A 21562-nucleotide genomic window follows, 5' to 3' on the forward strand; every position below is an offset into this window, starting at 1 on the left:
CCCGAAACCGTTCGGCGATTTCTCTGAACTGCGTAAAGCAATCTTCGGAAAGCTCTACCAATACAGGGTCAAAATGCGTGCCGCTGTCTTTGTAGATGATATTCATGGCATCTTCATGGGAAAAGCCTTTTTTATAAGGCCGGCGTGAAATCAGCGCGTCATACACGTCGGAAAGCGCCATTATCCGCCCCGACAGCGGTATGTCCTCGCCTTTTAATTTGTTCGGGTAACCTGCGCCATTCCATTTTTCATGGTGGCTGATGACGATTTCCCTGGCAATGAGCAGAAAATCCGATGTGTCGCCAAGTTCTTCGATCGAATCGTCGATCATCTGCGCGCCGTAGATCGTATGCATTTTTATTTTGTCAAATTCCTCGTCGTTGAGCTTGTCAGGTTTCAAAAGGATGGTGTCCGGAACGGCTACCTTGCCTATGTCATGCAGTTTGGCGGTTTTGATTATGCTTTGGGCGTAAGCTTCGTCTATTTGATAACCCGGGCGGTTTTTCTTAATCAGATTGTTGACAAGCACTTCGGAATAACAGGTAGTCCGCTTTATATGCCCGCCGGTTTCGTTGTCGCGGTAAGAGGTAACTCCGGCCAGCATGTCTAAAATGGCGTCCTGCGTCAGCTTTAACTGGCGGGTACGCAAATCTATCTTGTATTCAAGATCTTTCCTGTAGGATTCAAGCTCTACGTGCAGGCCTACCCGCGAGCGCACTATGCCGGGCGTGATCGGCTTTAAAATATAATCCACCGCCCCTAAGTCAAATGCTTCCTGTTCCTTTTCCCGGCCTTCCTGCGCGGTCAGGAAGATAATGGGTATGGATTTGAGCCTGGCGTCCTCTTTGATTTTTCTTATAACTTCATAGCCGTTCATATTGGGCATTTCAATGTCAAGCAAAATGACACTGGGCTCGGCCGCGGCAAGGAATTTCAAGGCGCGCGCGCCGGAAGGGGCGGCGTATATCTTATAATCGTCTTTAAGCACTTCCTGCAAAAACCGCAGGTTTGTCGGATCATCGTCGACTAAAAGTATTGATGCCGTATGTTTTAAATCGCTGTCCACATTTCCTCCTTGCTATTGCCAAGATAGCGGGAACGTTGCGCTTTGCCGTCCGCGCCCAATTACAATGTATCTATATATTCAACCGCTCCGTCATAGTCGAAGCTTTCAATGGCCACCTTGATGGAATCGAGCAGTCTATCGGCAGCGTCGCCATATCCGAAACGCAATATTTCATTCATTTGCTCTATGGCCAAGTCGCCTTCCAAGCGATCGATCAATTGAACAACATAGGAAAGCCTGTCTTTTAATTTTTCCTTTTGTTCAGCGGATGCTTGTATTTTGTTTTCCTGCATTTTGTTTTCGCGCAGCAACGCGGCCAGCCGCTTTTCCATTTTTTCCATTCCGCGGATAAAATCAAAAAAGTTTGCCTTGATAAAATCAAAATTTTCGCGGATAACGGCCACTTCCAATTTTCTCGCTTCCTCCGACAGCGCTTTCGCGCCTATGTTGTAAAAAGCGCTTTTGTAGCCGTGTACATTTATCCGGAAGTCATCCCAACTTTTATCGTTAAACATGCGCAAAAGGCTGTTTTTGCCTGTGCCGGCCTTGTTGACGAAAATATTCAGGAGGGACAGATAAGCATGTTCGTTGCCGCCCAACGCGTTTATGGAATAACGAACGTCCAAATTGCACTCCGCTCCGATTTTGACCAGAAAGTCCGGCAACGGCTCGTCGCCGGCCGGCCGCTTTAAATGGCCGGCCGCTTTAAGGTTGATTTTTTCATCAGGCAGCCATTTGGCCAGTACGCTGTTTAGCCCTTTTATTTCAATCGGTTTGCTCAGATAATCATCCATCAGGTTGTCCATAAGAAACTCCCTTATGCCGACAATGGCATTGGCGGTCAGCGCCACGATCGGGACCTGCGAACACCATTGGTTTAACTTTCGTATCCTGGCGGTGGTTTCCACCCCGTCCATCTCGGGCATCATGTGATCCATGAAAATAATGTCATAACTATACTGGCTAGCGAGTTCAATCGCCCGCTGCCCACTATCCGCTGAATCAACCTCTATGTTGTAATGTTTTAAAAGCTCTTCGGCAACCATAAGATTTATGTCATTGTCGTCAACCAGCAAAGCCCTGACATCGTGCACCTGAAAACTGCCGAGGGTCTCGTCCTCCGCCTGTTTGTTGTGTTCCGACGGTTTCAAGTTGAGATATTTGGCTATGTTCGTAATAAGCACCGGCTCAAACAACGTTTCAATATGATTGCTGGTTTCCTGAATTGCTATTTTGCCAAGGTCTTTTACCGCCACGATCACCACATTGGTCAATTTCCCTATGTTTTCTCGCACAATTTGGTCGCCGAGATCATACCAGTAAATGATATGCGTATAATTGTTTTTGGTAATGTACTCCAAAAAATATTCGCTGTTTTTAATGTAATCATATTGCAGGAACAGCTTGTTGAGCATGCCTTCGACCAAATCGCCCGCCATATTGCCGCTTAAAAGCAATACGCGCTTTTTGCCGGGCTCGTTTATGGTTATGATAGGTTCCGCCGAAAATACCTTTTGCGGAATTTTCAAGACAAAAACAGTGCCTACGCCTTGTTCTCCCTTTACTGTCAAGCTTCCGCCCATAGCCTCGGCCAAATTTTTGCCGATAGCGATGCTTAGTCCCGTGCTTTGGGTTCTATGCTGCGCGCTTACGTCCGATTGGGAGAGCATTTTAAAGATATCGCCAATGCTTTCAGGAACAATGCCCGTGCCGGTATCGCTTACAGTAAAAGTAAGCAGGGCGCCGTCGCTAACATCCTCATGTCCCACGCACAGCTTCACGCTGCCTGTCCGCGTGTTTTTGACAGAATTGTTCAAAATGTTGGTAAGTATCTGCTTGACACGCAATTCGTCGCCAATTAAAACGCTAGGCAGGGACGGGTCAACGTCAACGAGAAAGGACAGATTTTTTTCCATTGCCCGCAGATTGGCCACATTGGCAATATCGCTGATCATATCGGCCACGCTATAATTTTGCATGACCAATTCAAGCGTTTCGGTGTCTATTTTGGAAAAGTCCAAAATATCGTTTATTATTTGCAGCAAAGAATCAGACGCGGTCAAAATGTTTTTAACATAATCTTTTTGCAATTCATTAAGCGGCGTCATGTTCAGAAGATTGCTCATGCCCAGTACGGCGTTCATCGGCGTCCTGATCTCATGGCTGATGTTAGTAAGGAAATAGCTCTTGGCCTTGGACGCCGCTTCCGCTTTTTCTTTCATCATGGCCATTTCGGTTATGTCGTGCATAAGGAAATATACGCCCTGAAAGGCTTTGTTCTCATTGAACACAGGAGAAATATATATGTTTACGTACATCCCCCGTCCATCGAAAAAATCTATATGCTCATTATAATTTACCAAAGATTCCCGGCCATTGGTTACATCCCGGCATTTTTCCGCGGCAATGGCGACCCATTCATTGTTAAAAGAATTCCTGAATACTTCGTCCAATAAAAGATCGTTTAACTCTGCCGGATCGGAAAACCCAAAATTTTCGCACAAAAGCTTGCCTGTACCGATTTTATAATGCAGCTCGGTGTCAAATACGACAAGAAAACTCGGACAGGCTTCCAATAAGATACTGCTGCAAAAACATTGCCTCGCTCCCCCGGTTTTCCGATAAACGCCGGGGGGCGCCGCCTTTTCCAGCCAAAAGGGCAGATCTTCATTTTCATAGCCTGCAAGTTCCAGCAAAAGCTGTTTCTGCTCGTCAAGGGTAAGTGGCAGCCGCTTGTTTTTCCATTCCATAAAAGTCAATCCTTCGCGCATAATATAAATCGTATTTGCTTTTCATTTTTTCGTAATTTATTATATAACAGGACAAAGACAATAACAGCAAAAATCACGCAAATGAAATCCAACACTGTTCCCGGATTAAAACATGAACAAGATTTGCGAGATAATTTGCCGCGTTTTGCGGCGCAAAACATCGGCGGACCGTAGAGCTTCAGAGCAAAGCAGGTCGGCAAATCGGCCGCAAAGGCAGCGTTATTTTAATCCGGGAACAATATAAAGCAAACAATGGCATAACTTCCCATGCAGACCTTTAAAGGCCGATAGCGGCGAACAAATGCGCTCTTTCGCGCGGCAAGCGCCGGTCATGGAAAGACCCCCCTTATTTTTTTCGCCCTGACCACGCGCTCTAAAGCAACCATATAAGCCGCCATGCGCAGGGGAAGCTTTCTTTCCACGCTTACCTGCCATACATCGTTGAAGGCTTTCCGCATTATCTTTTCCAGATTGTTGTTGATATAGTCCTCATCCCACATAAAAGCTTCCAAGTTCTGCACCCATTCAAAATAAGACACGACCACGCCCCCGGCGTTGGCCAGTATATCCGGGACGACCACAATCCCGTTTCGTGCCAATATTTTGTCGGCTTCAACCGTTGTCGGGCCGTTCGCGCCTTCAAGTATGATGCCGGCCTGTATTTGCGCGGCGTTCTTTTCGTTTATCTGATTTTCCATAGCGGCCGGAACCAGCACATCCACGGCAAGCCGCCAGAATTCCTCCGCCGTTATGGTCTCGAGGCCCGGCTCGGCGTAGCCGGCAAGCGATTTTCTGTTGTTTCCGGCATATTCAAGCGCGGCGGAAGCGTCAATGCCGTCCTTTTTATAAAAAATCCCGCCGGAATCGCTTATCGACACGATCTTAAATCCCCGCTCCCGCATGAGCTTAGCGGCAATGCCGCCCACATTGCCGAAACCCTGCACTGCGACCGTCATGCCGGCGGCTTGCTTTCCGATTTTTTCCAGATAATTCAGCAATGTAAACATGACGCCGCGGCCGGTCGCCTCCACCCGTCCCAGCGAGCCGCCGATTTCCAGCGGTTTGCCGGTAACAATCGCCGGCACGGCGTAACCTTTGAACATGCTGAAAGCGTCCATCATCCAGGCCATCACCTGTCCGTCGGTGTTCACGTCTGGCGCCGGTATGTCCCTTTCCGGGCCGATTATCGGCAGTATTTGGGCGACATAGCGTTTGGTCAGGCGCGTGAGCTCCGCCCGGGAAAGTTTCCCCGGATCGACCTTGACACCGCCTTTGGCGCCGCCGTAAGGTATGTTTACCAGCGCGCATTTCCAAGTCATCCAAGCGGCCAGGGCCTTGACCTCGTCAAGATCCGCTTTGGGATGAAAGCGCACGCCGCCCTTGCAAGGGCCGCGGGTACTGCTGTGCTGCACGCGGTATCCCTCGAATATTTCCGTATGGCCGTCATCCATAACCACCGGCACGGAAACGATCAATTCGCGTTCAGGATAGCGCAACCCGACATAGTCATTATAACTGAACCCCATGTGCTTTCCCGCCTCGTCCAGGACTGCCAGCATGTTTTCATACGGGCTGTATTTGTCAGTCATAATTTCCCTCCCAAACTGCCGCCTGCTAAAATTATATCATGTTTGCGTATCCCGGCCAAATCCCGGCCCATGCCGGCCCCTGCCAAAACAAAGACAGGTTTGGGGGCCGCTTTGCCGCCCCACGTGAACGCAAAACGCGGAGGCAAACGTCCGATGGGCGGCATGAAATCAGCCGCGAAGTCTCCATGCCGAGAAACGGCATAATGGCCGTAAAAATCCGCCGCCCCGATCCGTTTGCTCAATCCTTTGCCAATAGCTGCTTGTTATAAGTTTTGGCCGTATAAAGGGCGGCTACCGGATTGTGCCCAAGCAGACGGTCTTTGGCGATCAGAGTTGTCGCCAGGGCGTCCGAATGTCGGCAAAACAGGGCGTCATGCCCGACACAAAGGCCGATGAGCACGTTAAGGTCGGTCTTTTTCTTGTTAAGCAGTTTAGCCTGCAATATAGGATTGCAAAGCGATTCATGCGCTGCCCCTTTATTTATCTTGTCCTCCGGCCTTATGCCGATCGCCGTTTTATCTGTGGCGCCGACTTTGCAAAGGACGCTATAGCTTGCAAGCCCTTTGGCTTCCACGACGCGGGCGAACACGCGCGCCTCCTCCGCCAGCCCGGCGCAGGTGGCTATGCCGATCTTTTTCGCGCCGATCCTTTTGGCAAATTCTATTATTTCCTCCGCGCGGGTAAGCTGCCGGTAAAATATCCCTTCCACTTCGCCGGAAGCTTTGGCTGCTTTGGAATATTCCGGGTGCGTGCGGTAAATAGCGAGCGCTTCTTCGTTCTCTTTAGCCGAAGCCTTAGTGAGGCAAAATTCAGGAAATTCCCCGTCCAGCGAACGGCAATTGTGCACGCCGCACTCGGAACAGCTTAACGCCTTTTTATCTTTTTTCGTTTTTGCTTCTCCCATCTTTTCCTCCCCGATTGACAAAATTCATTAAATCGCCCGCCATCTCCAAGCCGGCCGCTACCCGTTTGTTGCCGTAACCGGAAAACAGTTTGGCAAGCCTCTTTTCTTCGCGCCTTTTTAACTGCGCGTAAAGGGCGGCTAACTCTTCGCCCAAAGGCGTGAGTTTATAACGCACTTCCTTCTGGTTGTCCGGCAGGCGGACCGGCGACAGCAGCTTCTTCGCGGCCATCCGCGCCGTCAGCTTGGATACGCCGCCTTTGGTCATGCCGGTATTTTGGGCCAAACCGGTTGTATTGAGCTCTTCGTTGCATTGTATTTGAGCTATAATGCCACATTCCGCCAAAGAAAGGTCAAGAGCCGTTAGTTCCCGGTCGCCCGTTGCTTCAATGGCCGATTCCAGCAATGCCTTCTCTTGTGCTTCAAGCTGCGCCAAACTGTGAAACAAAGTCAGGATCATGCCGGCCAGTTTTTCAATGTTAGCTTTTTTGCCGCTCATACAACACTCCGATAAAAATCGTAAATATCATTTGCCGAATTATCTTGTCGCTCATGTTTAATAATAGCACAAATACCTTTTTACATAAACACATAAATTGCATCCTCGTTGTATTCATTTGCGGTTTGCTTACAATTGGCTTGCAATATGTTATAATAATTCGCAAACAGGCGGCCATGGTTCGCGCCGGTCGCCAAAGTCTGGGCGCCGCCCGGGAAAGTGGGTGTTTATATGGGCGCGCTCTGCGGCCGCATAAAAAAACTTTGCGGGGAAATATACGGGCAGGTGGTAGAAATACGTCACGCCCTGCATCAAAATCCGGAACTGGGCTACAAAGAATATCAAACGGCCGCTTTGATCGAAAGTTACTTGAAGAAGTGGGGGGTTCCCTATAGCCGGCTGCCCCGCAGCACGGCGATAATCGCAAAGGCAGACGGACGGGCGGGCGGGCGCTGCGTGGCCATCAGGGCGGATATGGACGCGCTCCCGATACAGGAGGAGACCGGGCTTTCTTATCAATCCCGCTCGCCCGGCGTCATGCATGCCTGCGGCCATGACCTGCATACGGCCAACTTGCTCGGCGTGTGCTATATAATCAACAATTTGCGGGACGAATTTTCCGGCAGCATCAAATTCTTTTTTCAGCCGGCGGAAGAAATCGGCGGCGGCGCCCAGGAAATAATTGACGGCGGCGGCCTGGAAAACCCCAAGGTCGCCGCCGTCCTGGCGGCGCACGCGAGCGAAGGCATCCCGGTCGGCAAAATAAGGGTAAAAGCGCAAGAAACCATGCTGGCCTCGACCGGCTTTGCCATTGCCCTGTCCGGACGCGGCGGACACGGCGCGGCTCCCCACCAAACCGACGACATAATATTGGCCGCCGCCAAATTTGTTGCCGAACTGCAAAGCATACCTAGCCGCAAACACAATTTCCTTGACCCGTCCGTTATAACCGTATGCAGCATTCACGGCGGCACGGCCGGCAACATCATTCCCAAAGAATTGACGCTGTCCGGCACGATCAGGGCGCAAAATGGCCGGTTGCTGCCTAAAATTGAAGAAAGCGTAAAAACGCTGCTGACAGCCCTTGAAATGACAACAGGGGTCAAAGGCGCGGCATTTTTCCGCCGGGGATCGGGCGCTGTCTATAACGACCCGGACCTTACCGAAACATTCACCGGCGCGGCGGCAAAGATAATCGGCGCGGAAAACATCCTGAAAGCAGAATTTCCCGTCAATGGCTCGGAAAACTTCTTTCTTTTCAGCAGCCGCGTCCCATCCGTATTTTTTCACTTCGGCGTGGCAGAAGAAGATGCCGTGGCTCAATATCCGGCGCACAGCCCGTTTTTTTTAGCCTCCGATCAATCCTTCATGACTTCTTTGCCCGTAACCGCCGCCGCCGCCCTCGCTTTTTTGGAAAGCCGCCAAACGGATCCGCCCGCCGCCACCAAGTAAATTTTTGTATTCGGCAACCAAAAGGGGCTTTTAATACTGTTGCCAGATTAAAACACGGCTAAGGTCTGCGCGATAATTCGCCGCCCGGCGCGGACAAAACACAGGCGGATCTGTAAATCCGGCGAGGCTTTAGGGAAAAGCGTCCTAACCCTTGCAAGCGGCGCGGCGAGCAAGTATAATGAGTGAAAGAAGGGCGCGGGAAAGAAAAAAAAACATTTTAACAGAAGGAGCTTGATAATAATTATGAACGCCAAAGCGGAAAAGTTTGTCGAAATGACCAAAGAGAACAATATTACCTGTTTTACGGTCACGGAACTGCCGGATGAGCTGGAAACGGTAGTTTTTCGCTCAACGATGGAAATAGACGGCCAGCAGCTGCCGGTGGCGGTGCTGATCGACAAGAGCATTTTTGTCGTCGTCCGTACCGTCATATTGCAAAAGCTGCCGGACAAGGCGGGAGTACAAGACAGCGTGGAAAAATACGCCGCCGCCGCGAACGGAAATTTCAAGGTTTTTAAGTATTACCTCAAGGAAAACAACTTCATCCTCGACATGTGCCTCCCGGCCACGGACAGTTCCTTCGACCCGGATATGGTGAGGGCGCTTTTGGATCTGGCCATCAAGCATTTGCAGGAAAAATACAGGGAGCTGATGCGGATAGTCTGGAGCGGGGACTGACCGGGCGCCTTGCCGTGAGCCGGGCGGCTTTTGGCTTCGGAAAATTTGCTGTTGCGCTCTGTTGAATTTTGTTATATAATAGCAGAGCGCAGAGTTTTTTCACAAAAATGGCAAATGTTCATTTGTACCCTATGCTTTTTCTGTCCGCATGGCGCAGGCATTGGAGAGGGGCATAGGCGGCAAGCGTGTTATAACTGAATAAAACTCATCAAGAGTTGGCGGAGGGACTGGCCCGATGAAGCCGCGGCAACCATGGCTTGACCAAACGGTGCCAATTCCTGCGGCTTCAGGCCGTGAGATGGGGATAATTAAACTTGTTATTCCCAAAGCTTTTTGGGATTTTTTGTTTTTGGCAAAACATATAAAGGAAGGTTGATTAAAAATGGCAAATTCACGCAAACTGTTTACATCCGAATCAGTTACCGAGGGACATCCCGATAAAATGGCCGACCAGATATCGGACGCTATCCTTGACGAAATCATGGCGCGCGACCCCCAGGGGCGGGTGGCCTGCGAAACGCTGGTTACTACCGGCCAGGTGCACGTAGTGGGGGAGATAACGACAAACTGCTACATCGACATACCGAAAATTGTCCGCGGCGCCGTCATAGACATCGGCTACAACCAGGCTGAAATCGGTTTCAACGGCGCCACTTGCGGCATACTGGTATCTATCGACGAACAGTCGGCCGACATCGCCATGGGCGTCAATAAGGCGCTGGAAGCGCGCGAGGGCGGACAAATGGATGCGGAAGAAGCCGTCGGCGCCGGCGATCAAGGCATGATGTTCGGGTACGCCAGCGATGAAACCCCCGAATTAATGCCGGCGCCGATAAGTTTCGCCCACAAGCTGGCCCGCCGCCTGGCCGAAGTACGCAAGGACGGGACGCTTCTTTATCTGCGCCCGGACGGCAAGACGCAGGTAACGGTGGAATATGAGAACGGCAAGCCCGTGTTCGTCGACACGATAGTCATATCCACCCAGCACGCGCCACAGGTGGGTTTGGCGCAGATCGCCGCCGACATGAAGGAGTACGTCATAAAACCGGTGATCGATGCCCAATTACTGTCCGGCAAGACCAAATATTATGTAAATCCGACCGGGCGCTTTGTCGTGGGCGGGCCGCAGGGGGATGCGGGGTTGACCGGCCGCAAGATCATCGTCGATACCTATGGCGGCATGGCCAGGCACGGCGGCGGCGCCTTCTCCGGCAAAGACCCGACGAAGGTGGATCGCTCCGCCGCCTACGCCGCCCGTTACGCGGCCAAGAACATTGTGGCCGCAGGGCTGGCCGGCAAATGCGAGATACAATTGGCTTACGCCATCGGCAAGGCGCATCCGGTTTCGATCTTTGTGGAAACTTTCGGCACAGGCAAGATACCGGACGAAAAAATCGCCGAATTGATAAACGCCAACTTTGATTTGCGCCCGGCCGGCATCATAAAAGCGCTTGACCTGCGCCGCCCCATATATAAACAGACGGCGGCCTACGGCCATTTTGGCCGCGCCGAATTGGATCTGCCCTGGGAGAAAACTGACAAAGCCGCTCTGCTTCGCGCGCAAGCCGGCATTTAAACGGTATTTGGGCATTTGACCAACCTTCTCCGTTGCATTGCGCCTATCGGAGGGGGTTGGTCAATGCTGTTTATGCTGCTTTCAGATTGAAACCATGCTGTCTTTTTGGCCCATTTGCCGCCCCGCTTTGCGCTAAAGCCTCGCCCCTGCGGGCTCGCCTGCGTTTGGCGCCGCGCCGGACGGCAAATTGTTCCTTTGCCTGTTTTAACCTGCGAACAGCATGAAATCACGGACGGTAAATTTTGGCGGTGATAAAATGCGGCTTGTGGAAGTTTGCGTAAACTTGGCGGCAAAAGGGCTTGACCATACTTTTACCTATCTTTTGCCGGACGCTTTGGCGGCGGACGTGGGATGGCGCGTATTGGTTCCTTTTGCCGGCCGCCTGGCCGAAGGTTTTATATTGAAAAAATATGAGGGCGGACCGGGCGGGCGCGACCTTAAAGCAGTAGCGCGGACGCTGGGCGGGGAGCCCTGGTTTGACCGGAACATGCTTTGTTTGGCCGCCTGGCTGTCCGATTACTATCTATGCACTATGGCGGAGGCTATGCGGCTGTTTTTGCCCGGAAAAAAAAGCACGGAAGATAAATTTTTTTATTATCTTGCGGGCGGCGAATTTCTTGCGGAGGGGGACGGCTACGCCGGGCGGCTGGCCGCTCTCCTTCGCGCGGAGGGAAGGGCCGGCCGCGGCAGGATAAAAAGACAACTCGGCTTTTTCGACCAAGCGGCTATCGATGAGCTTGTCCGCCGCAATGTCCTCGCGCGAGGCAGGGCGGTCGAGGATAAGTTCAAGGAAAAGCTGGCCGTAGCGGTAAAGCCGCTCGCGGGACTGCAAGACTATCTGGCCGGGCATCCCGGCTGCCGGGCGGCGAGAAAAAAGGCCGCAGAGATTTTAATGCAAAATCCCGGCGGCCTTTTGGCGGACGACCTCAAGCGGCGGGGAGTCGCGCTTGATACCTTGAAGCGGATGCGCGACAGCGGCTTGGTCGCTTTTTCCAGCCGGCAGGTTGCGCGCGACAGCTACAGCGCGGCCGTTGACGGCAAGGAACCGGTTGTTTTAAGCGAAGAGCAGGAAACAGCCGCCGACCGGGTCAGGCAATGCGTAAAAGAAGGCGCGGGCGGGGCTTTTTTGCTCTACGGCGTTACCGGCAGCGGCAAAACCGAGGTATATTTGGACATCGCGGAAACCGTCTATAGAAAAGGTGGCCAGACGCTTTTGCTGACGCCGGAAATCGCGCTGACCGGACAGCTCGTCCGCCGCTTTAAGGAGCGTTTCCCGGACAGCGTGCTGGTTTTTCACAGCCGGCTTTCGCTCAATGAGCGCATGGATGTTTTCGCAAAAATCAAAAAAGGCGGCCCTTTTATATTGATCGGCGCGCGCTCAGCTCTTTTCGCGCCTTTTGCCGCGTTGGGGGCGGTCATTGTCGACGAGGAACACGAATATAGTTACAAGCAGGAAGAACGGCCTTGTTATCACGCGCGGACGGTGGCGGAAGAGCTGGCGCGGATAAACGGCGTCCCGTTGGTGCTGGGAAGCGCGACGCCGAGCCTGGAGAGCTATTACAAGGCTTTAAACGGCGAATACTTCATGCTGCGGCTTGAGAAGCGGCCGGGGCAGGCCGTTTTGCCCGAAGTCGTGGTTGCCGACATGTCGAAAGAGATCAAAAGCGGCAACAAAGGGGTGCTGTCGTCAATACTGGCCGAGCGGCTGCGGCTTTTGCCCGCGAAAAATGAGCAGGCGATCGTTCTCTTAAACAGGCGGGGCTTTGCGACTTTTGTCCTGTGCCGCGACTGCGGCTATGTGGAAAGATGCGAGCAATGCGCCGTTTCTTTGGTCTACCATCAGGAGGGCGGCCTGTTGCGCTGCCATTATTGCGGGTACACGAAAGAAGCGCCGGCGCAATGTCCGCAATGCCGGAGCCGCCGGATAAGGTTTTTTGGCTCGGGGACGCAAAAGGCGCAAACGCAGTTGGCGGAGCTTATGCCGTCTTTGCGGGTAATACGCATGGACCAGGATACGACCGGGCGGAAAATGGCGCATGATAAAATTCTTGACGCTTTCCGCCGGGGCGAATACGATCTGCTTCTGGGCACGCAAATGGTCGCCAAAGGGCACGACATCCAAAATGTAACGCTTGTCGGCGTGTTGGCGGCCGACGCCCTTATCAACCTGCCGGATTTTCGCGCGGGCGAACGCGCTTTCGCGCTGCTGACGCAGGCGGCCGGGCGGGCGGGGCGCGGCGCGAAAAAGGGCACGGTCGTCTTGCAGGCTTATGAAGCGCGGCATCCGGTCATAGAGTACGTCCGCAGGCAGGATTACGCCGGGTTTGCCGGCTATGAGCTCAAATGCCGGGAAGAACTTTTTTATCCTCCTTATTCTTGCGTCATAAAGATCGGCGTTGCCGGCAAAACCCAGCGAGGCAGCGCCGAGAAGGCGGCGGAAATTTTCCGCGCGCTCAAAGGCATCTCCCTGCCGGCGGGTCGGCTGGAAATAAACGGGCCGTTTCCCGGCATGGTGGAAAAAGTGCGGGGGCTTTATAAAATGCTGATAATTGTAAAAACAGATCGGCCGGATTTGGTAAAAAATAAATTGAGCGCCGACTGGTCAAGCTATAAGGACGCGTTTATTGATGTTGACCCGCTCAGTGTGATATAATGAAACATTAAAGCAGCGCGAACGGGAGGGCTTTATGGCGAAACTTATTATACGGCAGGCGGGCGACCCAGTTTTGCGGGAAAAAGCTTTGCCGGTCGCAAGGATTGATAAAAGCATACATAAGCTTTTGGACAATATGGCCGAGACCATGTACGCCGCGGCGGGAGTGGGCCTGGCCGCGCCGCAGGTGGGGGAGAAGAAGCGCGTTGTCGTCATTGACGCCGGCGACGGGCTTTTGGAACTAATAAATCCCCGGATCGTCGCGAGCGAAGGGACGCAGACATGCAAACAGGAAGGCTGCCTTAGTTTCCCCGGCCTTTTCGGGGAAGTGGAAAGAGCCGGGAAGATAAAATTGGAGGCCGTGAACAGGCGGCGGCAGAAGATATTTTTAGCGGCCGAGGGGATCAAGGCGCAGGCGATACAGCACGAAATAGATCATCTTGACGGCATACTGTTTATTGACCGGGCAACGAGCATTTCCAAACAGGAAGAGAAAAAAGCGGAGGGGTAAGCATGGCGCTGCGCATGGTTTTTATGGGTACGCCGGACTTTGCCGTCCCTGCCCTGAAAGTTTTGCATGAACAGAAACATGAGCTTGCCCTGGTCGTTACGCAGCCCGACCGCCCCCGGGGAAGGGGGCGCCGCCTGGCCGCATCCCCTGTGAAACAGGCGGCGCTGGCTTTGCGCCTTGAGGTGGCGCAGCCGCCGAAAATACGGGACCTTTGGTTTGTCGAACGTTTGCGGGCGCTTGCGCCTGACGTTATTATTGTGGCGGCCTTCGGGCAGATACTTTCGGAAGAGATATTGAAAATACCGCCTTACGGGTGCATAAACCTGCACGCGTCGCTATTGCCTAAGTATCGCGGGGCGGCGCCTATACACTGGTCCGTGCTCAACGGGGAAAAAGAAACGGGCAACACCATCATGCTGATGGATAAAGGCATGGATACGGGCGCGATACTTATGTCCAGCCGCATAGCGATCGGCGACGACGAAACGACCGGCCAGGTGCATGATCGCCTGGCGGTTTCCGGCGCGCGCCTTTTGGCGGCGGCGCTGGAAAAATTGGAAAAGCGCGAGCTGACGCCGGCGGCGCAGGACGACAGGCTGGCCAACTACGCCCCCAAGCTGACCGGCGATTTGGAAATCATTGACTGGCGCGCTTCCGGCGCGTCAGTATTCAACAAGATACGCGGCCTTTATCCCTGGCCGGTAGCTTATACGACTACCGAACACGGGCGCTTAAAAATACACGCCGCGCGGCTTTACAAAAAGGATGCCGGGCGGTTGCCGCCGGGACGGTTTGCCGGACTGACCGGCGATGGCTTTTTGATCGCCGCCGCCGACGGGGCGCTGGAAATATTAAAAGTACAGCCTGAAAGCAAGAAGGTAATGTCGGCTTTGGATTTTATCAAAGGATACGGCGGCAAAGGCGAAGGGCTGTGTTTTGGGAGACAATCCGATGTTTGAAAAGTCGCAGAGGCCGAAAAAACGCCTGTTTTTGGCGCTCGTTTTGATCAGCGTCCTGCTTTTGGCCGGCGTGGTTTATTTGTTGTGGCATATTATGGCGCCCGGGCTTGGCAATATCAGTTCGTACCTTCCGGCGATTGTCGGCGGCCTTATCCTGCTTCTTTTGGTTTTTTCGCTTTTCGCGCTTTTCCTGATGGCGCTGGTGGTTGCGGGCGTGCCTTTGTTCAGGCTGTTTCAGGGCATGGCCTGGAAATTCGTCAACGTGTTTTTCCCTTTGGCGGTTTTTTTCGGCCGCTTGTTCAATATCGGCAAAGAGCGCATAGAGCGTTCCTTCATTGCTTTGAGCAATCATCTGTTCCAGCAGAAAAAAATTATCGTCGCCCCGGAAAGGTTGCTGCTGCTTTTGCCGCACTGTTTGCAGCGCGGCGACTGCCCTTACAAAATAACGCAAGACGTTGACAACTGCCGCCAATGCGGCGGCTGCCGAATAGGCGATCTTTTGCGGATATGCCGCGCCTACGGCGTGAACATGGCGGTGGCGCCGGGCGGCACCTTGGCGCGCAAGGCGGTGATGAGCATAAGGCCGAAAGCGGTGCTGGCGGTCGCCTGCGAAAGGGACCTGACCAGCGGCATACAGGATGTTTTCCCGCTGCCGGCTTTTGGCGTTTTGAATGAGCGGCCTAACGGGCCTTGTTTTAATACGGTGGTGGATACGCAACTGGTGGAAAAAACCATCAGGAGGATCATCGGACGGGGAGACGATTATGGGAAACCCGCCTGAACGTATGTCGCCGTCCCGGCTGCTCGCCTTGCGCATTGTTTCCGGCGTGTGGAAAGACGGCGCTTACGCCAATATCGCCCTTGGCCGTGAACTTAATAAAAACCGGCTGCCGGAGGAGGAGCGGCGGTTTGTTACCGAATTGGTTTACGGGGCGGTCAGGGCGGGCCCGGCACTTGACGGCCTTTCGGCCAGGTTTGCCGACAGGCCGATAGCAAAGATTCCGGCGGTAATTTTGTATGTGCTGCGGCTGGGCTTTTACCAGATGTTTTTCCTCGACAAAATACCCGTTGCGGCCGTCTGCAACGAGGCGGTAAAACAGGCCAGGGCGTTCGGGCATGAGGGAACGGCCAGATTTGTCAACGGCGTCCTGCGCACGGCGGCGCGCTGGAAAGACGGCGGCGGGCTGGAAGCGGAGCCGGAATTGGCGGAAACGCTTGCCCGGCGGCATCCGCTTTGGCTTTTTGAGCGCTGGGAGCGCCAAATCGGCAAAGAGGAAGCCAAGGCACTCTGCGCAATCGACAATCTGCCGGCGCCCGTGTGTTTGCGCGCCAATACGCTGAAAATAAGCGCCGCCGCGCTGCGGGAGATGTTGCGCGCGGAAGGAGTCGAAACAAAACCGTCTTTGTGGCGGCCGGAAGGCCTCGTGGCCGAACACGTCCCGCCGCTTTCCGCGCTCGGCAGTTTCCGGCGGGGGCTTTATCAGGCGCAGGACGAAAGTTCCATGTTGGCCGCGCCTTATCTTGACGCACGGCCCGGCCAGACGGTGCTGGATTTGTGCGCCGCGCCCGGCGGCAAAACCGTCCATATCGCGCAGCTTATGCAAAACAAAGGAGAAATCATTGCCTGTGATCTTTACGATCACAAGCTTGCGCTTATAAACGAGAACGCCCAACGCATGGGCATTGCTATAATAAAAACCGTCCGGCAGGATGCCGCCGCGGCAAACCCGGAGTGGTTCTCTTTGGCCGACAGGGTGCTGGTGGACGCGCCCTGTTCCGGGCTGGGGGTTTTGCGCCGCCGGCCGGATTTGCGCTGGCGCAGGCAGGAAACCGATCTGGAAAGGTTCCCCCCCCTGCAAGCGGCGATTTTGCGCGCCGCCGCCCGCTATGTGCGCCCGGGCGGGAAACTGCTCTACAGCACCTGCACTACCGAGCCGGCGGAAAATTTCGCGCTGGTAAAAAGCTTCCTCGCCGAAAACGTCTGCTTTGAACTGGCAAAAATAGAGCATCCGCGCGAACCGGCGATGGTTGATTGCCTCCAGCTCTGGCCGCACATAGATAAAACGGATGGATTCTTTATTTGTGTTTTGCGGCGCAAATGACTATAATAACGGTGAGGGACATAAACTGGAAATATTTGGAATGACACAGGAGCGTTTGCGGGAAGCTATGGGCGAACTGGATCTGTCCCCGTTCAGGTGGCGGCAGGTTGCCCGCTGGCTTTACAAAGCCAATGTCTGGGATTTTGCCGCCATGACCGACATAGCCGCCAAAGACGCGGCGCTGCTGCGGGAAAAATTTACCGTTTTGCCCGCGCTGGCCGGCGTCCTTGCCCACAAATTGTCGGCAGGCGGCCTTGCCGCCAAACTGCTTGTTGAATTGCCGGACGGCCAGGCGATTGAAACGGTAGGCTTGCGGCATAGTTATGGCTACAGCGTGTGCGTGTCCAGCCAAGCTGGCTGCGGCATGGGCTGCGTTTTTTGCGCCAGCGCGGCGCGCGGCCTGATCCGCAGCCTTACGGCGGGCGAGATGCTGGCGCAGGCCGCGCTTTTGAAAAAGCACTTCATCGGCGGCGCCAACATAAACAACGTGGTGGTCATGGGGTCGGGCGAGCCGCTTTTAAATTATGAACAGCTTGTGATGTTTTTGCGCCTTTTGCACGATCCCGCCGTTTACAACATCGGGTTTCGCAACATTACGGTCTCCACCTGCGGGATAATTCCCGGCATAAACAGGCTGGCGGCGGAGAAAATGCCCGTTACCCTGGCGGTGTCCTTGCATGCCCCGGAGGACGGGCTGCGCGGCGAACTCATGCCGGTTGGCCGCAAATACAAAATAGCCGGCGTCGTGGAGGCGGCCGCCCGTTATGCCGAGATTACCGGGCGGCGGGTAACTTACGAGTACCTTTTGATCAAGGGCCTCAACGACGGCGAGCGGATGGCGGAAAAACTCGCCAAGCTCCTGCGCGGCGCCCTTTGCGCGGTCAATGTCATCCCGGTCAACCCGATCGAGGGGAAAAACTGGCAAAAACCGGGCAGAAGGCGGACGGAAAAATTCCTGGCCGTTCTGCAAGACAGCGGCGTAACGGCGACCGTGAGGAAAGAGATGGGTTCCGGCATACAGGCGGCCTGCGGCCAGCTCCGGGCCCGTTATATGGGTGATTAAGCGAGGTTGTGGCAAACATGTTTTTTTTGCGCAAAATCTTTCCGGCGGCGGGGGCGCGGCGGACAAAAAACGCTTTTTTGGGCGCACGCGCGGGCGAAGGGGAGGGCGGCGACCAACGGACAAAAATATTTTTCCGTGCCGTAAAAATGCCCGAACAAAAGCGGGCTTTGCCGGCCGTGCTGAAAGTCGTCTCAGGCAAGGACGCCGGTTTGGAAATATCCTTTGAAAGCGGCCAGGTAAACATTGGCCGGATGGCGGGCAGCGAGCTTTTGCTCAGCGACATAAGCGTTTCCCGCCTGCACGCCTTCATCGTAAATGAAAACGGACGCCATGTGCTCTACGACGGCAAAAGCACGAACGGCACATTTTTGAACGGCCAGCGGATAAGCCAAAAAATTTTGCGGCATGGCGACTTGATAAAGACCGGCAATACGGTCATTGTTTATGAATTGCAATAAAGGCCCGCGTTTGCGCGGGGCAGCGGGGCGTTAGGGCGCGGGCTTGGGGAGCTTGGCAAAAGGTGGGGGCGTATGAAGGTATTCGGCAGGACGGATCGCGGCCTTGTGCGTGAAAACAATGAAGACAGCATATTGGCCGAACCGAATTTGTGCATAGTGGCGGACGGGATGGGCGGGCATTTGGCCGGCGAGATAGCGAGCCGGGACGCCATAACGTGCGCGAACGAATTTATCGGCGCCCATGAAGGGCACGACCGTTTGTTTGTTATTGCCGAAGCGGTCAGGTACGCCAACAAATACATTTTCAACAAAGCGCAAAGAGAGGCCCTCTGCCAGGGGATGGGCACTACCCTTACCCTGGCCAGCGTCGCGGGGGACAAACTTTTTTACGCCCATGTCGGCGACAGCCGGTTGTATTTGTTCCGGAACGCGAAATTGGAACGCATAACCGCTGATCACTCATTCGTCGCGCAGCTTTTGGCATCCGGGCAAATAACGCCTGAGGAGGCCGCCGTGCATCCCAGCAAGAACGTTATTACCAAAGCGGTCGGCGCCGCGCCCGATATTGCGCCTGATACTGGCTGCGTCGACCTTTTGGCGAAAGACGTTTTCCTTGTTTGTTCCGACGGCCTGACCAATATGCTGACGGACGAGGCGATTGCCGAAATTATCGGCAAAAGCCCGGGCGATCCGGAAGAGGCGGCCGTCCGCCTGATTGACGCCGCCAACGCGGCGGGCGGATTCGACAACATAAGCGTTATATGTATGCAATACTGATGGCGAGGCTGCGTTTTTATGATCGACAGAATATTGAAAGGCCGCTATAAAATAACGGAAAGCATTGGCTGCGGCGGCATGGCCGAGGTATACAAGGCCGTGGATATTAGCCTTGACCGCGTTGTGGCCGTTAAGGTGCTCAGGCCGCAATTTGCCGCCGACGATGGGTTTGTAAAAAAGTTTGGGCGCGAAGCGCGGGCGGCCGGCAGTTTGAGCGACGGCAATATTGTCGGCATTTTCGATATAGGCGCGGAAGACGGCCTGCATTATATAGTCATGGAATTTGTGGAAGGCGAGACGCTGCAAAAATTGATAACGCGGGAAGCGCCGCTTGGCTGGAAGCGGGCGGCGTTTATCGCGCGCGGCATAGCCGGGGCGCTTTGCAAGGCGCACGCGCGCGGCATAGTGCATTGCGACATAAAGCCGCACAACATAATGATCGACGCTGCGGGCAACCCTAAAGTAAGCGATTTCGGCATAGCGCACGCCATCAGTTCGTCAACGGTTACTTTTGCGGGCTCTATCCTGGGCTCGGTGCATTATTTGTCGCCGGAACAGGCCAAAGGCGAACCGGTAACCTTCAGTTCGGACATATATTCTCTCGGGGTGGCGCTTTTTGAAATGCTGACAGGGAAGCTGCCTTTTACCGGCGACACCCCTATCGCCGTAGCCATGAAACACGCGCAGTCGCCGCCGCCTGTTTTGCGCGACGTAAACGCCGATGTGCCGGCTGCCCTGGAAGCCGTTGTCAGCAGGACCTTGGCCAAAAACCCCGAAGAACGCTATGAGAGCGCCGAAATGTTCATAAAGGCGCTGGACGCCGCCGAAGAGTGCGCCGAGGGCGGGGACGGCCTTTCCCCGGCGGGGGCGACGGCCGTCATTGACAAAGCGGCGGTTCAGGATGCCCTTAAAAAAAGCAAACCCGCCGCAGTTAAAGCGAGAAAGCTTGCCATCGCCAAATACTACAAATACCTTGCCCCGGTTTTTGCCCTGGCGGCAGCCTTTTTTCTCAGCGCCTATGTAATGTACGCGTATTTCGGCGGCGCCGGAGAGGTGGATGTTCCCGATCTTGCCGGCAAGCCGGTTGAGGAAGCGAAAAACCTCTTGGATCGGAAAAATCTCGGCAGCAGCATAAACGAAGAATTCAGCGCGTCCGTACCGGCCGGCCTGGTTATTGCGCAGTCTCCGGCGGCCGGCAGCATAGTAAAGCAATACCGGGAAATAAAGATTGACGTCAGCAAAGGGCCGCAACTTATAAACGTGCCCGCGCTTTTAGGCTCCAATATCCGCCAGGCATTGGACACGCTGAATGGCCTGTCCCTGTTGGCCGGCCGGGTGGAAGAGAGGGAAGAACCGAGCCAGGCGCCGGGGACGGTGCTTTGGCAGAACCCTTCCCCGCCCGCCCAGGTGGGAGCGGGCACTTACATCGACATAGTCGTGGCGGCGGCCAAAGGCAAAAAGGTGCTCATGCCGGACTTGGCCGGCCTGACTACCAATGAAGCCCGTTTGCGGATACTTTCCTTGAAATTGAGAATTAACGACATAGAAGACCAATACACCTCCGACAGCCCGAGCGGAACGGTTGTGGGGCAGATACCGCTCCCCGGCCAGCAGGTCAGCGAAGGCGACGGCGTGATCATCAGCGTGGCAAGGTCCCTGAACGAACAGAGCAAACAGGGAATCGTCGAATTTGTCGTCCCGGACGGGAAAAATCAACAAATAAAGATCGTCGTTACCGACAACCGGAGCCGCCGCGCGATCTATGAGGGCGTACATGACGCGGGCGAGCGGATAAGGCAGACCGTGGACGGCCTCGGCAATGTGCGGGTGCAGCTTTACAGCAACGAGCGGCTGGTGGAGGAAAAATTCATTTGACGCAAAAGCCGGCGCCCGGGCTGCCTTTGCTGAAAATCCGCGCGCCAGCAAAGAGGAGATTTAAATGGTAAAAATAGCCCCTTCTATTTTATCCGCAGATTTTGCCGCGTTGGGAGAAGAAGTCCGCAAGCTGGAAAAAGCCGGCGCCGATTGGCTGCATATCGACGTAATGGACGGGCATTTTGTTCCCGCCCTGACTTTCGGCGCGCCGATAGTGGCGAGCCTGCGGCCTTTGAGCGGCCTTTTTTTCGACTGCCACTTGATGGTGGAAACCCCCTCCCAGTTTGTTGGCGATTTTGCGGCGGCGGGCGCCGATTTGATTACCGTCCATGCCGAAACGGAAAAACACCTGCATAGGTTGCTGGACATGATCAAAAACAAAAAAAGCGCCCGCGGCGAATATATGAAAGCCGGCCTTTCCCTGAACCCGGCGACCGCGCTCGGGACGGTGGAAGAAATTTTGCGCGACGCCGACCTTATATTGCTTATGTCGGTAAACCCCGGGTTTGCCGGCCAGAAGTTTATTGAGCAAACTGTTGCCAAAATATATAAATTGAAGGACTTGCTGCTAAAGGTCGGCAGCAAAGCGCTTATACAGGTTGACGGCGGCATAAACCGCCATACGGCCGGCG

General features: G+C 54.2%; 18 protein-coding genes and 1 riboswitch. Of the genes, 13 read left to right on the forward strand and 5 right to left on the reverse strand.

What is annotated here, in order from left to right:
• The 5 genes from LBO03_09110 to LBO03_09130 all read right to left on the reverse strand — a co-directional run.
• Positions 1–1066 (reverse strand): response regulator (locus LBO03_09110; protein ID MDR3349731.1); only part of this gene is annotated, 1066 nt, incomplete at its 3' end.
• 59 nt (positions 1067–1125) lie between these two features.
• Positions 1126–3816, reverse strand: coding sequence for a response regulator (locus tag LBO03_09115; GenBank protein MDR3349732.1), 2691 nt, complete (start codon positions 3814–3816; stop codon positions 1126–1128).
• Between the two features lie 350 nt (positions 3817–4166).
• Positions 4167–5426 (reverse strand): Glu/Leu/Phe/Val dehydrogenase, encoded by a 1260-nt coding sequence (locus LBO03_09120; protein ID MDR3349733.1) that lies wholly within the window; start codon positions 5424–5426, stop codon positions 4167–4169.
• A gap of 238 nt (positions 5427–5664) precedes the next feature.
• Positions 5665–6330 (reverse strand): DUF1847 domain-containing protein, encoded by a 666-nt coding sequence (locus tag LBO03_09125; GenBank protein ID MDR3349734.1) that lies wholly within the window; start codon positions 6328–6330, stop codon positions 5665–5667.
• Positions 6302–6826, reverse strand: a complete 525-nt coding sequence (locus LBO03_09130) for a hypothetical protein (GenBank protein ID MDR3349735.1) — start codon at positions 6824–6826, stop codon at positions 6302–6304. The genes LBO03_09125 and LBO03_09130 overlap by 29 nt, the downstream gene beginning before the upstream one ends.
• Positions 6827–7045: 219 nt before the next feature.
• Between LBO03_09130 and LBO03_09135 the strand changes: the two genes are divergently transcribed.
• The 13 genes from LBO03_09135 to rpe form a co-directional block, all read left to right on the forward strand.
• Entirely contained in the window at positions 7046–8278 is a 1233-nt protein-coding gene (locus LBO03_09135) for an amidohydrolase (protein ID MDR3349736.1), read from the forward strand.
• Positions 8279–8521: 243 nt separating this feature from the next.
• A complete protein-coding gene (locus LBO03_09140; protein MDR3349737.1) occupies positions 8522–8956 on the forward strand; it encodes a hypothetical protein in 435 nt (144 codons plus the stop codon).
• 202 nt (positions 8957–9158) lie between these two features.
• Positions 9159–9261: riboswitch (SAM riboswitch) on the forward strand.
• Between the two features lie 77 nt (positions 9262–9338).
• Positions 9339–10532, forward strand: coding sequence for a methionine adenosyltransferase (gene metK, locus LBO03_09145; GenBank protein ID MDR3349738.1), 1194 nt, complete (start codon positions 9339–9341; stop codon positions 10530–10532).
• Between the two features lie 256 nt (positions 10533–10788).
• Complete coding sequence (priA, locus tag LBO03_09150; GenBank protein MDR3349739.1) at positions 10789–13185, forward strand: primosomal protein N'; 2397 nt, start codon at positions 10789–10791, stop codon at positions 13183–13185.
• 34 nt (positions 13186–13219) lie between these two features.
• Complete coding sequence (def, locus tag LBO03_09155; GenBank protein MDR3349740.1) at positions 13220–13696, forward strand: peptide deformylase; 477 nt, start codon at positions 13220–13222, stop codon at positions 13694–13696.
• Positions 13697–13698: 2 nt separating this feature from the next.
• Positions 13699–14655, forward strand: coding sequence for a methionyl-tRNA formyltransferase (fmt, locus tag LBO03_09160; GenBank protein MDR3349741.1), 957 nt, complete (start codon positions 13699–13701; stop codon positions 14653–14655).
• Complete coding sequence (locus LBO03_09165) at positions 14648–15436, forward strand: DUF116 domain-containing protein (protein MDR3349742.1); 789 nt, start codon at positions 14648–14650, stop codon at positions 15434–15436. Before fmt ends, LBO03_09165 begins: the two co-directional genes overlap by 8 nt.
• Positions 15420–16757: a 16S rRNA (cytosine(967)-C(5))-methyltransferase RsmB gene (rsmB, locus tag LBO03_09170; GenBank protein ID MDR3349743.1), complete on the forward strand. Its 1338-nt coding sequence runs from the start codon at positions 15420–15422 to the stop codon at positions 16755–16757. The genes LBO03_09165 and rsmB overlap by 17 nt, the downstream gene beginning before the upstream one ends.
• On the forward strand, positions 16723–17820 hold the full coding sequence (gene rlmN, locus LBO03_09175; GenBank protein ID MDR3349744.1) for a 23S rRNA (adenine(2503)-C(2))-methyltransferase RlmN: 1098 nt from the start codon (positions 16723–16725) through the stop codon (positions 17818–17820). The genes rsmB and rlmN overlap by 35 nt, the downstream gene beginning before the upstream one ends.
• 17 nt (positions 17821–17837) lie before the next feature.
• Positions 17838–18278, forward strand: a complete 441-nt coding sequence (locus LBO03_09180) for an FHA domain-containing protein (protein ID MDR3349745.1) — start codon at positions 17838–17840, stop codon at positions 18276–18278.
• A 72-nt stretch (positions 18279–18350) separates the two neighbouring features.
• The gene (locus LBO03_09185; protein ID MDR3349746.1) at positions 18351–19055 is read left to right on the forward strand and encodes a Stp1/IreP family PP2C-type Ser/Thr phosphatase; all 705 of its coding nucleotides are present in this window, start codon (positions 18351–18353) and stop codon (positions 19053–19055) included.
• Positions 19056–19073: 18 nt separating this feature from the next.
• Entirely contained in the window at positions 19074–20930 is a 1857-nt protein-coding gene (gene pknB / locus LBO03_09190) for a Stk1 family PASTA domain-containing Ser/Thr kinase (protein MDR3349747.1), read from the forward strand.
• Positions 20931–20994: 64 nt separating this feature from the next.
• Positions 20995–21562, forward strand: a 568-nt coding sequence (gene rpe, locus LBO03_09195) for a ribulose-phosphate 3-epimerase (GenBank protein ID MDR3349748.1), incomplete at its 3' end; no start/stop codon positions are given.

This window comes from Acidaminococcales bacterium, assembly GCA_031290885.1.
In the GTDB taxonomy this organism is placed as follows: domain Bacteria; phylum Bacillota; class Negativicutes; order Acidaminococcales; family JAISLQ01; genus JAISLQ01.